The 12,829-nt window shown below is 60.7% G+C and carries 16 protein-coding genes; 10 read left to right on the top strand and 6 right to left on the bottom strand.

Annotation, left to right across the window (positions count from 1 at the left end):
* Positions 1-39: 39 nt before the first annotated feature.
* Positions 40-1,131 (bottom strand): helix-turn-helix transcriptional regulator, encoded by a 1,092-nt coding sequence (locus ACQY8Q_RS19970; RefSeq protein WP_428428157.1) that lies wholly within the window; start codon positions 1,129-1,131, stop codon positions 40-42.
* Between the two features lie 215 nt (positions 1,132-1,346).
* Between ACQY8Q_RS19970 and pgsA the strand changes: the two genes are divergently transcribed.
* Genes pgsA through ACQY8Q_RS19955 form a run of 3 tightly spaced genes read left to right on the top strand, consistent with a single transcriptional unit; the run spans position 1,347 to position 2,669 of the window.
* Positions 1,347-1,934, top strand: coding sequence for a CDP-diacylglycerol--glycerol-3-phosphate 3-phosphatidyltransferase (pgsA, locus tag ACQY8Q_RS19965; RefSeq protein WP_113245309.1), 588 nt, complete (start codon positions 1,347-1,349; stop codon positions 1,932-1,934).
* The gene (moaD, locus tag ACQY8Q_RS19960) at positions 1,934-2,194 is read left to right on the top strand and encodes a molybdopterin converting factor subunit 1 (protein WP_428428156.1); all 261 of its coding nucleotides are present in this window, start codon (positions 1,934-1,936) and stop codon (positions 2,192-2,194) included. The genes pgsA and moaD overlap by 1 nt, the downstream gene beginning before the upstream one ends.
* 4 nt (positions 2,195-2,198) lie before the next feature.
* Positions 2,199-2,669, top strand: coding sequence for a molybdenum cofactor biosynthesis protein MoaE (locus ACQY8Q_RS19955; RefSeq protein WP_428428155.1), 471 nt, complete (start codon positions 2,199-2,201; stop codon positions 2,667-2,669).
* Between the two features lie 13 nt (positions 2,670-2,682).
* On the opposite strand, the gene ACQY8Q_RS19950 is transcribed toward ACQY8Q_RS19955, so the two are convergent.
* Positions 2,683-3,579: a branched-chain amino acid ABC transporter permease gene (locus ACQY8Q_RS19950; RefSeq protein WP_428428154.1), complete on the bottom strand. Its 897-nt coding sequence runs from the start codon at positions 3,577-3,579 to the stop codon at positions 2,683-2,685.
* Positions 3,580-3,644: 65 nt separating this feature from the next.
* Here ACQY8Q_RS19950 and ACQY8Q_RS19945 point away from each other — a divergent pair, with 65 nt between their 5' ends.
* On the top strand, positions 3,645-4,205 hold the full coding sequence (locus ACQY8Q_RS19945; protein ID WP_428428153.1) for a CGNR zinc finger domain-containing protein: 561 nt from the start codon (positions 3,645-3,647) through the stop codon (positions 4,203-4,205).
* A complete protein-coding gene (locus ACQY8Q_RS19940) occupies positions 4,202-4,711 on the top strand; it encodes a hypothetical protein (protein WP_428428152.1) in 510 nt (169 codons plus the stop codon). The genes ACQY8Q_RS19945 and ACQY8Q_RS19940 overlap by 4 nt, the downstream gene beginning before the upstream one ends.
* A gap of 91 nt (positions 4,712-4,802) precedes the next feature.
* On the opposite strand, the gene ndk is transcribed toward ACQY8Q_RS19940, so the two are convergent.
* Together ndk and ACQY8Q_RS19930 are read right to left on the bottom strand one after the other, a co-directional pair.
* Positions 4,803-5,225 (bottom strand): nucleoside-diphosphate kinase, encoded by a 423-nt coding sequence (ndk, locus tag ACQY8Q_RS19935; protein ID WP_318418394.1) that lies wholly within the window; start codon positions 5,223-5,225, stop codon positions 4,803-4,805.
* Between the two features lie 101 nt (positions 5,226-5,326).
* A complete protein-coding gene (locus ACQY8Q_RS19930) occupies positions 5,327-6,016 on the bottom strand; it encodes a glutathione S-transferase family protein (RefSeq protein WP_428428151.1) in 690 nt (229 codons plus the stop codon).
* Positions 6,017-6,172: 156 nt separating this feature from the next.
* Between ACQY8Q_RS19930 and ACQY8Q_RS19925 the strand changes: the two genes are divergently transcribed.
* Together ACQY8Q_RS19925 and ACQY8Q_RS19920 are read left to right on the top strand one after the other, a co-directional pair.
* Complete coding sequence (locus ACQY8Q_RS19925) at positions 6,173-6,688, top strand: DinB family protein (RefSeq protein ID WP_428428150.1); 516 nt, start codon at positions 6,173-6,175, stop codon at positions 6,686-6,688.
* A gap of 117 nt (positions 6,689-6,805) precedes the next feature.
* Positions 6,806-7,027, top strand: a complete 222-nt coding sequence (locus ACQY8Q_RS19920) for a hypothetical protein (protein WP_113245359.1) — start codon at positions 6,806-6,808, stop codon at positions 7,025-7,027.
* 11 nt (positions 7,028-7,038) lie between these two features.
* On the opposite strand, the gene ACQY8Q_RS19915 is transcribed toward ACQY8Q_RS19920, so the two are convergent.
* On the bottom strand, positions 7,039-8,217 hold the full coding sequence (locus ACQY8Q_RS19915) for a low temperature requirement protein A (protein ID WP_428428149.1): 1,179 nt from the start codon (positions 8,215-8,217) through the stop codon (positions 7,039-7,041).
* A gap of 10 nt (positions 8,218-8,227) precedes the next feature.
* Between ACQY8Q_RS19915 and ACQY8Q_RS19910 the strand changes: the two genes are divergently transcribed.
* The 3 genes from ACQY8Q_RS19910 to ACQY8Q_RS19900 all read left to right on the top strand — a co-directional run bounded on the left by ACQY8Q_RS19910 (position 8,228) and on the right by ACQY8Q_RS19900 (position 11,504).
* A complete protein-coding gene (locus tag ACQY8Q_RS19910) occupies positions 8,228-8,383 on the top strand; it encodes a hypothetical protein (RefSeq protein ID WP_428428148.1) in 156 nt (51 codons plus the stop codon).
* 93 nt (positions 8,384-8,476) lie between these two features.
* Positions 8,477-9,556, top strand: coding sequence for a GGDEF domain-containing protein (locus ACQY8Q_RS19905; RefSeq protein ID WP_428428147.1), 1,080 nt, complete (start codon positions 8,477-8,479; stop codon positions 9,554-9,556).
* 58 nt (positions 9,557-9,614) lie between these two features.
* Positions 9,615-11,504, top strand: coding sequence for an ABC-F family ATP-binding cassette domain-containing protein (locus ACQY8Q_RS19900; RefSeq protein ID WP_428428146.1), 1,890 nt, complete (start codon positions 9,615-9,617; stop codon positions 11,502-11,504).
* 88 nt (positions 11,505-11,592) lie between these two features.
* Here ACQY8Q_RS19900 and ACQY8Q_RS19895 read toward each other — a convergent pair whose 3' ends face one another.
* The gene (locus ACQY8Q_RS19895; protein ID WP_428428145.1) at positions 11,593-12,792 is read right to left on the bottom strand and encodes an MFS transporter; all 1,200 of its coding nucleotides are present in this window, start codon (positions 12,790-12,792) and stop codon (positions 11,593-11,595) included.
* Positions 12,793-12,829: the final 37 nt, after the last annotated feature.

Here is a 12,829-nt window from a genome sequence, read left to right as displayed (position 1 = left end):
AAAAAATAGTAATCTTGTGACCGGATTGTGGCGTTACAATCATGGCGACAGCCGCCCCAAACCGGAGAGCATACGGGTCAGTTCTGCCTGGCGCCGTGTACCGGTCTTGAGGAAAATTCGCTTCAGATAGGTGCGCACCGTTTCGAGCTTGAGACCGAGTTTGAGCGCCACAGTTTCGAGGTTTGCACCGGACGCAAGTTCGCGCGCCACCCGCGCCTCGCCGGGTGTCAAATCGAACAACCCGCTGAGGACACGCATATCCGGCGGCCCGGCCGCTCCAACCGGCGTGGCAATCAACACGGCAAGGCCTGCGGAAAAAATATCCCGCGCATGTCTTCGAACCGGCATCAGATGCAGGATCAAAGGCGGCGTGTTTTCTTCCGCTGCCAGCGGAATGGATTGCACAGTGGACGCCCCCACAACACTCAATTGCTCCAATGCGGCCAGAACCAGTGCGTTCGCTGCGGGGTTTTTCAGGGAAATCCTGTTGGCAGCGCCGGTGCGGATGCGCGGCGCAAGCGCCTCCATGTCCTCGTTCACGGCAAGAACCCGGTTGTCATCACTCAGCACGGCGGCCGGAAGCCCAATCAGGGATAACGCCGATGTTATATTCTCCGCCTGCCGAAAGATCATCCGCGACGCGATCAGCGTGGCGCGGGCGAGATCACCCTTCAGACTGTTGGCGCGATCCAGAGCCGCTTGCGAGAAAGGTCCGTCGCTGCTGCGGCCGATCATGTCGAAGATTAACGTGTGCCCCGAAGGCTCGACCAACACCGCCCCCATGCTCCAGCCGAGCCCAACCGGCCGCAGAAATGTGTTGTAGACAGGATCAGCTGCAATCTCTTCAGCCGTCATCAGATCGACGTCACGGGCAAAAGCCATCGGCGATAACTGCATGGAGCGTTCGGGCCGCGGGTTCGGCAATTTCAAATCGCTCGTCGCATACCGTTCCATTTGTTCGGCAATGTTCGGCGAACACACCCATCGCATCGCGGAATCTGTGCCCATGGTCAAGATGCCGGCAGAATAGCCGCTGACCTCTTCAGCCAGACTGGCGCAGACGTCGGGCCAAAGCTCCGGGATAACCGCAGCTTCATAGATTCGATCGATCAGCGTCATGGCATCGGACATTATTTGCTCTTTGTTGGAGCATTTATTCGATACTGCCTTAAGGATAGCGGTTTTGCCAAGCGCAATGCGTTCATCCCCCCAAAAATGAGGGGTTTAGTTCACCCTGCGTTCAGACGAATTCCGCCATAATTCGGGCCGATCTCTAATGACTGGTTGACGCCGCTGTCACAAAGTCTTTCATCTGTCGTCAAAGAACTCGCAGAGAACCCGAATCGATGTCCACCACGCCTGCCGCTTACAACATCCCCAATCTCCTGACGTATGCCCGTATTCTGGCCGTGCCGTTGATCGTCCTGTGTTTCTTTATCGAAGGCAGGCTGCAGAGTTCGGACTTCGCCCGCTGGACGGCGCTGGGGCTGTTTGCCGTCGCCTCGATCACCGATTTCTTTGATGGCTATCTGGCGCGCATCTGGAAGCAGACATCCAATATCGGCCGCATGCTCGATCCGATTGCCGACAAGCTGCTGGTGGCTTCCGTCCTGCTGCTTGTTGCCGCCGATGGCACGATTGCCGGCTGGTCGATCTGGGCTGCAATCATCATTCTCTGCCGCGAAATCCTCGTTTCTGGCCTGCGCGAATATCTCGCAGCCCTGAAAGTCAGCGTGCCGGTGACCCGCATCGCCAAGTGGAAGACGACCATCCAGATGGTCGCGATTGCGTTCCTTTTGGCCGGCCCTGCCGGCGACAAGGTGCTACCCTACACAACCGAAATGGGCATCGGCCTACTCTGGCTTGCCGCCGCCATCACGCTCTACACCGGCTACGACTATTTTCGCGCTGGTCTGAAGCACATGGTCGACTGATGGCGAGCGTCAATCTCGTCTATTTCGCCTGGGTGCGCGAACGGATCGGCAGGAGCGAAGAAACGCTGGAGCTTCCGGACAGCGTCGTGACGGCAGGCGATCTGCTTGCCCATCTGAAGACGCTCGGCGAGGAATACGAGACGGCGCTGGAACATGAGAATGTCATCCGCGTCGCCATCAACCAGGAGCATGTCGACCACGACGAAACAATCGCCGGCGCGCGCGAGATTGCGCTCTTCCCGCCGATGACCGGGGGCTGAGGCCGTGACTGCCGCTCCCGTCACGGTTCGTGTTCAGCGGGCCGATTTCGATCTGGCCGCCGAGGTACGGGCACTCTCGGCCGGCCGCCACGATATCGGTGCCGTGGTGACGTTCTCGGGCCTTTGCCGCGACGAAGCCGGCACGCTGAGCGCCCTTGAGCTCGAGCATTATCCCGGCATGGCGGAAGCCGAAATCACCCGCATCTGCGACGAGGCCATCACCCGCTTCGGCCTTCAGGCCGCCACCGCCATCCATCGCTACGGCAGGATCCTGCCCGGCGAAAACATCGTGCTCGTCGTCACCGCCTCGCCGCACCGGCAGGCGGCCTTCGACGGCGCCAATTTCATCATGGATTTCCTCAAAACCGCGGCGCCCTTCTGGAAGAAGGAACATGGCACTGACGGCAATGCGGGCGGCTGGGTCAGCGCCAAGGACGAAGACGACAGCGCCCGGGATCGCTGGTCGAAGGATTGATCAGGACAACCGATCAGGGTTGAAATTGCTGCTTGCGCGTCAGCACCAGCAGTAGGACCAGGAACGAGAAGATCGCAAAATCCCGCCACAGCATCGGCCCATAGGCGCTCCATAGCGTTTCGCTCAGTCCCATCGCCGCCGCGCCGACTGCCGCCAGCACAGGCGCCGTCTGGCCGCCGATCGCGGCAATGAACAGCACCTTGACGCCGAACACCACGCCGGCGCCGAAATCCATCGTGCCGTAATAGGCGGTCGCCAGAATACCGGCGATCGCCGCCAGAAACGCCGAGAACCCGTAGGCGGCAATGAACACTCGCCTGCCATCCACACCGCACAATGCCGCCGCACCCGCATCCTCGGAGACGGCGCGCCAGGCGCGGCCCCAGGCCGAGCGCACCAGAAACAGTTGCCCGGCCCCGACGATCGCCAGCATCAAAGCCGTGTTCAGAAGCTGTACTACCGTCAGCGTCACCGGAAATCGCGGATCGGACCAGAGCGTCACCGGCGTATTGAGAAACGGCGGTAGCCAGAGGCTGCGCGTATCCGCTGCGATCCGCGACAGTTCCATCAGCACCAGCGCAATGCCGAGCGAAACGACCACGACCGTGTTGGCCGAGGTTGCCACCAGCCTGTGCATGATCGAACGGCCGATCAACAGACCAGCGCCCAGCGTATAGACCAGCGCCGACACTGCACCGACCGCCAGCGCCGCGGGCAGCACCAGCCATAGGCGGTTCCAGGCAAAATCGGAAAACAGCAGAAAAATCTGCCCGGCAAAACCGAACAGCGCACCGTAGGTCAGATCCGCCCGCCGGGTGACGGAAAAGGCAATGGAATAGCCGAAGGCGAGCAGCGCGTAGAGGGCTGCGATAGGCAGGGCACTGGCAAGCTGCTGCAGAAAATAGGCCATGACACATCCGCTGATGACAAAATCATTATAACTGGTAAAATACGTTTTACCAGTTAGGATATTGCATGACGTTTTCCTGGACCCAGCATCGTTTCTCCGGTGGCGCACTCGCTCTCGATGTCGCCAATTCGGTGATCCTGCGCTTCGACGCCGAGCGGCGGATCGACCGCTATGCCGATCCCGTTGCCGTGCGCGACTTTGCTACGGCGGCAAACCGTTTCTCAGCCGAAAAAGAACTGTTCGGCATGCTGGAACCGGTGACGCCCGAAAACCACGACGCGTTTCTGAATTTGCGCGAAGCAACCGACCGGCATTTTCGTGCCGGGGTGCTCGGCGCCTCTACGGGAGAAGACCTGGCCGACCTGCTCGACGCAGCCTCCGTCATCATCCGCAGGCATAAGGCAAAAACCGCACGCACGCCGCTCGATGCCGCCACGGCGCGTTCGGCACTGACGCTGGCGACATTCAACGAGCCGGAACGGCTGAAAATCTGCCCCAATTGCCAATGGCTGTTTCTCGATCGCAGCCGCAACCGCAGCCGCACCTGGTGCGACATGACGGTCTGCGGCAACCGCGTGAAGGCGAACCGCCATTACCAGCGCCAGAAGAAGGAGTTGACCGCATGACCAGAAAGCGCCTCGCCGCAGCCCTTCTCGCAGCCCTCACCGTTCTTTCTGCCTGTCAGCGCGAGACCGGTCCGGATCCGCTCCAACTCACGGGCAAGATGTTCGTCTTCAACTACCGCCTCGCTTTTGCCACCTACATGATCACGTTGACCAAGACCGAACAGGTCCCGGATGGCAGCACCGTTGTCGCCACATTCGAGGACCCATCGGGCGGTCCGCCCCTGACGCTCGACCGCAGACTGTTTCCAAAGCTTGAAAAGGTGGTTCTCGAAAGCCCCGACGTCACCTGCGTGAAAAAGCTAAAACCCTATGCGGTGACGATCGAAGTGAAAGGTCCTGACGGTACCATCCTGCAGACGCTGAAGACCTCGGTCATCTCCAATCTCGACCAGGACATCATGCCGGCGGAAGCACTGGTGGTCGGCCCGGCCTACGACAAGAACCCGGACGTCTTCAAGAACGGCAAGGCACCGGCGCATTTCCAGACGGCGAAGTGCCCGGTCTGATCCGCTATAACGCAAAAAAGCCGGAGCGTTTCCGCCCCGGCTTTTCTTGAGTCTTTTCAATTTCTTCGGGCCAAAACCCTCAGAGTTTGATTCAGCCGACGACTTCCGTGTCGGAGAACCAGTACTTGATTTCCTGGGCAGCGGTTTCCGGAGCGTCCGAACCGTGAACCGAATTTTCGCCGATCGACAGGGCGTGGGTCTTGCGGATCGTGCCTTCGTCGGCGTTGGCCGGGTTGGTTGCACCCATGATTTCGCGATTCTTCAGGATGGCGCCTTCGCCTTCGAGAACCTGAACGATGGTCGGGCCGGACGTCATGCCTTCAACCAGTTCGCCGAAGAACGGGCGTTCCTTGTGAACGGCGTAAAAACCTTCGGCTTCGCGCGTGCTCATCCAGACGCGCTTGGAAGCGACGACGCGCAGACCTGCGTCTTCGAGCATCTTGGTGATGGCGCCCGTCAGGTTACGCTTGGTTGCGTCCGGCTTGATCATCGAAAATGTGCGTTCAATCGCCATTGTCTCAATTCCCTTTGCTTACATAAATCGGGGGGTTTTCCGCGAATTTTGCGGTTCAATAGCCGCCAATTCCGTGCAAAACAAGGGGGAGCGCAGAAGTTTCACGCCGCTGTCACGGAGCGCCCGGCACCATCATGGAGATCGAGGCAGCGCTCGAACCACTCGATCACCGGATCACCCGGCTCGAGAATGCGCTTCGTCGAGACGATACGCGCCCATTGCAGCGGCCCGAAGACGATATAGTCGGCAAACAATGGCGTCTCGCCCCCGATGAACGGCTGCTTCTTCAGCATCGTGCGCAACGGCTCGAGCTTTGCCGCGAAGGACTTCTGTTCCTCTATCCCGGTTTCCGCCACCGCCTCGAGGCTCATGCCGAAGCGGGCTTCGCGGGCGGTGCGGAAATAGGCCTGATCGACCGGCTCCAGGCTGTCGTGAATGTCCATGAGTATGATGCGCACAAGCGATGTGTGCAGTGTCATCAGCGACCAGCTCTCGATGAACCGTGCCATCGCCTTGCCGCCTTCGCCGCCAAACAAGGATGGACGATCCGGATAGGTCTTCTCCAGATAAAGCGCGATCTCAAAACTGTCACTGATCAGTTGCTCGCCGTCGCGCAGCAAGGGTACGATCTTGGTTGCCGCGTTCTCGATCACCGGGATCTGGGTGAAGCCCACCGGCATGGTCTGGTGATCCAGCCCCTTATGGGCGAGCGACAGGACCGTCTTCCATGCATGCGGCGAAAACGGTCGGCTCCGGTCTGCACCGCAGAGCGTATAGAGAGTACGGGTCATGTCGTCTCCTTCAAGGGCATTGCAACCAAAAGCATGGCAACGTGGGCATTCGAAACCAGAGCCCGCCAACAATCAAATCAGTAAATTTCATGGATCGCATCACCCACCGCGATGCGATTTGGCGCTAGACTGCGCAAAACCCTGGGGAATACCGCAATGCTTAATCACTACCGAATGTTTGCCGATTACAATCTCTGGGCCAACCGGCTCGTCTATGAGGCGGCTGCCAAGCTCGACGATGCGCAATACCGCGAAAACAAGGGCGCCTTCTTTGGCTCGCTGCACGCGACGCTCAATCATGTGCTCGCCGCCGACCGGATCTGGATGAAGCGTTTTACCGGCACCGGCGAAGCACCGAAAACGCTCGACGGCATTCTGTTCGATAATTTCACCGAGCTCTCGGCGGCTCGAACCGCAGAGGACGCGCGCATTGTCGCCTTTGTCGCCAGCCTCACCGAACAGGCTCTCGCCGGCCGCTTTACCTATACGCCGGTCAGCAACCCTATCCCCGTCACCCAGCGTCTCGCCCCGCCGCTCGCCCACTTCTTCAACCACCAGACCCACCATCGCGGCCAGTGTCATATGACGCTGACGGCGCTGGGGAGCCCGAGCCTTGCCTTGGACATGAGCTATTTTCTGCGCGCGCCGGAATTCCGGCATTATGCGGATTGACTCAACCACCGGAAATCATTTGGTTCTTCGTGACAAGTCACATCCCTGTCACAAGGTTTGAGCAAGACAGCCGCGTCATAGTCCCTGCATATTTTAAGAATGGAGGAGGACGGCATTATGGAATGGTATCCCATCGAAGCGCTTGAGGCCGGCAAGCTTGCCGTCCTGCATTTTGAAAACCAGGACGAACAGCGCTGGGTCGGATATATCCATGGCGACGGCATCTGCCATTGGCCGGAAAATGTTTCGGGACGCCGCCCCGATGGCTGGCAGGATCTGTCCGCCCTGTTCTCGGCGCTGCCCGATAGCGCAAAGCAGATTGTCTCGGCATCGTTCTGACACCTGCCCGGTTATGCGGCCGCGCCTGCGGCGGGCCGCAAAGCCAGATATTCCCACAGAGCAACGATGAACAGCACTACGGTGGCGGTGATCTGGATCACATAATTGCTGCTGAACGGCACCAGCACCGCAGTTACCGCGAGCAGAACCAGCCCGGCGAGATGTGACACCGGGATTTTGCCGGCGACTGCCATCTTCACCCAGACATTGCCGGCGAGAAACAGCATCGGACCACCGATCATCGCCAGCGCGTTTTTCAGCGAACTACCTTCCTGCGCATGCGACAGGCTGAAATCCTCGCCGACCGCCGTCAGGATGATGCCGGCGATGATCGGCAGATGGCCGTAGGTGAACAGATTGTGGGCGACGCTCTCAGGCCGTGAGGTGTTTTCCGCCTTGTCGGCCGCATCTGCTTGTCCATGATGGAAATAGATCCACCACATGAAACCGGTGCTGAGGAATGCGGCGCAGAACACAGCAAAGGTGGTGTTCGAATTCATATGATCGGCAGCATTCTTGCCGGTGGTCAGGATGGTTTCGCCCAGGCAGATGATGACGAAGAGGGCGCAGCGCTCGGCCATGTGCTCACCCGAGACATCCAGCGTTTCCGGCGGTGATTTTCCAAGGCCCGGCACGGCGTAGCGAACGGCAGGCGAGGCATAATCAATGATCAAGGCTAGGCTCCACAAGGCGATCCGGCCTTCCAGCTCTATTAGCGCACCCGCCAGCCAGAAGACTGCGGAGGCCAGCGACCAGAGCGTGATCCGCACAAAGGTTGTGAAAGAGGCGTTGTCGACACCGCGATAGGCATAGAGCGTGAACAGCGAGCGGCCGACCTGCATGGCGCAGTAGATCAGCGCGAACATCAGCCCGTGCTCGCCGAACGCCTCCGGTAGAGCGAGTGCCAGAAGCACCCCGCCGAACATCAGGCAGAACAGCATCAGCCGGACGGCTTCCTTGCCGGTATGCAGCAGGTTGGTCACCCAGGTGGTGTTGATCCACACCCACCAGATTGCCAGGACGAGCAGTGCGGATTCGAACGCCGCCGTTGGCCCGAAATCGGAAGCGAGCGTGTGCGACAGCTGCACGAGCGCGAAAACGAAGACCAGATCGAAGAACAGCTCCGGAAAGCTGGCACTGGTTTGATCGGGCTCTTCGGTGCGCAGCCAGTTCGAGCGGTTAGACGGCATGAGGCTCTCCGTGTTCGACGTTGACGCCGATGTATTCGCCGCTGCTTCTCACCCGATCATCCCAGCACATGATATTTTTCCGCCTGATTTCGCGGGTGATATAGAGCGCTGCCTGCAGCGGGCAACGGCGCAGTTCAACGCGGTCCGGCAGTTGTGCCAGGGGTAAACGCTCGCGCCTTTGACAGTCTTTTAATCCCGATGCGTTATCAGCTGTCTCTTGCAACCGCCGCACATCAAGCGGTTTTGTAAGGGATACGCGATGACCGACAAGCCCCAGAGCGATGGCAATCAGGCGCAGAACGCCGCGATCCTGCTGAAGGTCGCCCAGACCATGGCCAAGCTTGGCGTTGCCGCCTTCCCGCGCAATTACGAACTGTTCTACGAGGCCCTGTCCGGCAGCCATCCGCAATTGACCCGCGACGTGGCGGCGCTTGGCGCCCACCCCCAGCAAAACCAGATCGAGCAGATTGGTATCAAACATCACCTCTCCGGCTTCGCCGCGATCGAGGCCGACACGATCCGCGCCGATACCGCCCGCTCGATCTCCGCCGTCAGCCATGCGCTGAAGGACAGCATTGCCAAGAAGGAAGTCTTTGCCGCGATGCTGCGCGGTTTCATCACCCGGCTGGAAACCGATCCGGTCGCCGGCATGTCCGATTTCGCTGATGATGCCGCCCGCCTGCGCGATGCGGTCGCGGTGTTCGAGCGCGAGGAAAAAGCCTTTGCCGCTGCGATGAACGAGACGGTCACCCAACTCGGCGGCATCGACAGCGATATCGAAACGATGCGCAAGGCCGCCACCCGCGATCCCGTTACCGGCTTGCCGAACCGCATCGCCTTCTCGGCCAAGCTCACGGCACTTTACGACGACGGCAAGGCCGTCGGCCCGGCAGCGCTGGCGCTGGTCACCGTCGAGGGCCTGCGCGACATGGGCGAGCGCCATGGTGCAACGACTGTCGAAAAGGCGCTGAAGAAGCTGGCGCCGGAATTCCGCAAGTCTGTCAAGAAGAACGATTTCGTCGCCCGCATCGGCACCGACGAGTTCGCCTTCATCTTCCACGATGTCTCGGCCGACAATGCCGAGGCGATTGCGCAGCGCATCTGCATGTCCGTCGAAGGCGTCCAGGTGGCCTTGCCGAACCGGGCGTTCACGACACAGGCACTGTCGCTATCCACCGGCATCGCCATGGCGTTTACCGCATCCGGCGGGGTCGATCTGTTCACCCAGGCCGAGCTTGCGCTTCGGGCCGTGCGCAGCGGCGGCAAGCCGGGAACTTTGGTGTTTTCCGCCGCAATCGGCGGCCGGACGAAAAAAACCTACTCTCCGCACGCCGCCTGACCCTGTTGCACTGCGGCAAACCCTTGCCTTCTGGGCCGAGTTCGGCCAAAACGCCGCCATGATCACGCTCAATAATCTTTCGGCCCGCATTGTCGGACGCCTTCTCATCGACCAGGCCAGCGTTGCGCTTCCGGCCGGCATCAAGGCTGGCCTCGTCGGCAAGAACGGCGCCGGCAAGTCGACCCTGTTCAAAATCATCACCGGCGATATGGAAGCCGAGACCGGTTCGGTCTCGATCCCGAAGAACGCCCGCATCGGACAGGTGGCGCAGGAAGCCCCCGGCACCGAGGAGCCGCTGATCGAGATCGTGCTCAAGGCCGACAAGGAGCGCGAGGCGCTTCTGGCCGAAGCCGAGACCGCCACCGACCCGCACCGCATTGCCGATATCCATATGCGGCTTGCCGATATCCAGGCCCATTCGGCCGAATCGCGCGCCGCCAGCATCCTCGCCGGCCTCGGTTTCGATGCCGCCGCGCAGTTGCGCCCGGCCTCGTCCTTCTCCGGCGGCTGGCGCATGCGCGTGGCTTTGGCGGCCGTGCTGTTTTCCGAGCCGGATCTTCTGCTGCTTGACGAGCCGACCAACTATCTCGACTTGGAAGGCACGCTGTGGCTTGAGGATTACATCAGCAAGTATCCGCACACGGTCATCATCATCAGCCATGACCGCGATCTGCTGAACACCGCCGTCAACGCCATCGTCCATCTCGACCAGCAGAAGTTGACCTTCTATCGCGGTTCCTACGATCAGTTCGAGCGCCAGCGCGCCGAGGCGATGGAATTGCAGACCAAGGCCAAGGTCAAGAACGATGCGGCCCGCAAGCACCTGCAGGCGTTCATCGATCGCTTCAAGGCCAAGGCCTCCAAAGCCCGCCAGGCGCAGTCGCGCGTCAAGGCGCTGGAGCGCATGGGCACGGTCTCGTCGGTCATCGAGGATCACGTCCAGGGCTTCAAGTTCCCCGATCCGGAGAAGGAAGCCGCATCGCCGATCATCGCGCTGGAAAACGGCACCGTCGGCTATACGCCGGGCAAGCCAATCCTGCAGCACATGTCGCTGCGCATCGATACCGACGACCGCATCGCGCTGCTCGGTTCCAACGGTAACGGCAAGTCCACCTTTGCCAAGCTGATCTCCGGCCGCCTGCCCGCCACCGGCGGCTCGGTCCAGACGGCACCCGGCCTGAAGATCGGTTTCTTCGCCCAGCACCAGCTGGACGACCTGATCCCCGAACACGATGCCGTCGAGCATGTGCGCCAGCGCATGCCCGGTGCCACCGAAGGCAAGGTTCGCGCCCGCGTCGCCCAGATGGGTCTTGCGACCGCCAAGATGAGCACGCCCGCCAAGGACCTCTCCGGTGGTGAAAAGGCTCGCCTTTTGATGGGCCTTGCCGCCTTCGATGCGCCGAACTTGTTGATCCTCGATGAGCCGACCAACCATCTGGATATCGACAGCCGCAACGCGCTGATCCAGGCGCTGAACGAATATACCGGCGCCGTCATCCTGATCTCGCACGATCGCCACCTGATTGAGGCGACGGCCGACCGGCTGTGGCTGGTCAAGGACGGTACCGTCTCCAACTATGACGGCGACCTTGAGGACTACCGCGCAACCATCGTCCAGAGTTCCAAGGGCAAGGGCGGCAAAAACAAGGGCAACGGCGGCGAGGAGCAGCTGAGCAAGGCCGAGCAGCGCAAGGCCAATGCCGACAAGCGCGCAACCTTCGCGCCGCTGAAGAAAAAGATCAACGATGTCGAATCCTTGACGGCAAAACTGCACAAACAGATTCAAGGCCTCGACAAGGAGCTTGAAGACCAGGACCTCTACGACAAGTTCCCGGAAAAGGCAGCCGCCAAGGTCAAGGAACGCGCCGAAGTCGTCGCCAAGCTCGCCAAGGCCGAGGAACATTGGATGACATTGTCCGACGAATACGAACAGGCAATGGCAAGCTGATCGCTTGTAACGTCGCTGACCGGACGTGTTCTACGACCGGTCAGCGCAATCGCCTTTGCTTGCGCAAAGTTGAATTGCCGTGGTGGACTCAGGACGGTTGCGGCTCCCCGGCCACCGTTTCCTCCGTGCCGAACATGCCGCGCGGGGAAAGCGGGATCGTCAGAACCGACAGCATCGCGACGATGTAGAAGACGGACAACAGATCGATCCGCTCGGAAAACAATCCGACAAGGATCGGACCGGCGATCGTCGCGAGCGACAGCGCGACGAACACAGCTCCCGTCCCTGCCGAAGGCCGTTCGCGGAACAGCGAAATCCCCCAGACCAAAAACCCGTTTCCCGGTGCGATCGACGACACACCGAACAGGATGGCGGAGATCAGAACGACGGTCTGATGTCCGGGCGCCATTGCCAGCAAGGCATAGGAGAGGCCGCAGACCGGCAGGCTCACGGCCAAAAGCCCCCGGACGCCAAACCTGCTGACGGCTCTGCCGGTAAACATCGCCGGCAGACCGGCGAGGCCGAGAAGCACCCAGAACAGCCGGTCAGCCGGAAACACCAAGCCTCCAGTCGAGAGGATCAGATCGACGGCGAAGGTCAGATAGGTGCTGAACAGCAATCCGTAGACGAACAGCGACAAATAGAGCGGCATGCACTCAGCCCGCAGAAACAGCCCGGGGCGAAGTGGCAGTTTCGGTTTCGCGTGCGCCTGGGCAAGCCGCCGGTCCGGAAGCAGCCACGCGTTCCAGAGCGTGACGGCCAGACCGATGCCGGCCATGGCGATCCACGCCTGCTGCCAGGACGACTGCAGCCAATAGGCAGCCAGACCGGTGAGAATGAGACCGGGGGCTGCCCCTGCGTTTACGGCGGCGATCGCACGGCCTTTCCAGCGCGCCGATAACCAGGCTTCGATGGCTTCGAACATCGCCGGTGACAGGATGCCGCCGCCAGCGCCGGCAAGAATGATGCCACCGGCGGCAACGGGAAAACTTGCCGCCAGTCCGGCGATGAGAAGACCCGATGTCGTGACGAGCCCTGCCAGCACGATCAATGTGCGCGGGCGGAAATAGATGGCAACTCCCGAGGCGATCACCGTCGCCAGCAGATAGACCGCCGTGTTGAGGCTGGCGATCATGGCGAGATCGAAAGTGCTGAGATTAAAGTCCTGCCGGATGGACGGCAGGAACAGGCCATAGGCATAGCGCCCCATGCCATAGGTGACGCTGGCCATCGCCACGCAGGCGGCTGTAAACGCCAAGGAAAAACCATCTGAGCTGCGTGCCTGCATGCTGACCTCTGTCAAAGAAAATTTGAAATTTTGCCGG

Origin of the sequence: Pararhizobium sp., from assembly GCF_965279435.1 — a bacterium.
GTDB lineage: Bacteria > Pseudomonadota > Alphaproteobacteria > Rhizobiales > Rhizobiaceae > Pararhizobium.
Note: the sequence above shows the minus strand (reverse complement) of the source record. Positions and strands in the feature narration are given on the sequence as shown.

Bases quoted from the DNA above. Each gene is read 5' to 3' on its own strand.
- ACQY8Q_RS19940 (WP_428428152.1), top strand. From the start codon at position 4,202: ATGACCAGAAAGCGCCTCGCCGCAGCCCTTCTCGCAGCCCTCACCGTT.
- ACQY8Q_RS19930 (WP_428428151.1), bottom strand. From the start codon at position 6,016: ATGACCCGTACTCTCTATACGCTCTGCGGTGCAGACCGGAGCCGACCG.
- ACQY8Q_RS19950 (WP_428428154.1), bottom strand. From the start codon at position 3,579: ATGGCCTATTTTCTGCAGCAGCTTGCCAGTGCCCTGCCTATCGCAGCC.
- ndk (WP_318418394.1), bottom strand. From the start codon at position 5,225: ATGGCGATTGAACGCACATTTTCGATGATCAAGCCGGACGCAACCAAG.
- ACQY8Q_RS19905 (WP_428428147.1), top strand. From the start codon at position 8,477: ATGACCGACAAGCCCCAGAGCGATGGCAATCAGGCGCAGAACGCCGCG.
- ACQY8Q_RS19895 (WP_428428145.1), bottom strand. From the start codon at position 12,792: ATGCAGGCACGCAGCTCAGATGGTTTTTCCTTGGCGTTTACAGCCGCC.
- ACQY8Q_RS19920 (WP_113245359.1), top strand. From the start codon at position 6,806: ATGGAATGGTATCCCATCGAAGCGCTTGAGGCCGGCAAGCTTGCCGTC.
- pgsA (WP_113245309.1), top strand. From the start codon at position 1,347: ATGTCCACCACGCCTGCCGCTTACAACATCCCCAATCTCCTGACGTAT.
- ACQY8Q_RS19925 (WP_428428150.1), top strand. From the start codon at position 6,173: ATGCTTAATCACTACCGAATGTTTGCCGATTACAATCTCTGGGCCAAC.
- ACQY8Q_RS19900 (WP_428428146.1), top strand. From the start codon at position 9,615: ATGATCACGCTCAATAATCTTTCGGCCCGCATTGTCGGACGCCTTCTC.
- ACQY8Q_RS19970 (WP_428428157.1), bottom strand. From the start codon at position 1,131: ATGTCCGATGCCATGACGCTGATCGATCGAATCTATGAAGCTGCGGTT.
- ACQY8Q_RS19915 (WP_428428149.1), bottom strand. From the start codon at position 8,217: ATGCCGTCTAACCGCTCGAACTGGCTGCGCACCGAAGAGCCCGATCAA.
- ACQY8Q_RS19945 (WP_428428153.1), top strand. From the start codon at position 3,645: ATGACGTTTTCCTGGACCCAGCATCGTTTCTCCGGTGGCGCACTCGCT.
- moaD (WP_428428156.1), top strand. From the start codon at position 1,934: ATGGCGAGCGTCAATCTCGTCTATTTCGCCTGGGTGCGCGAACGGATC.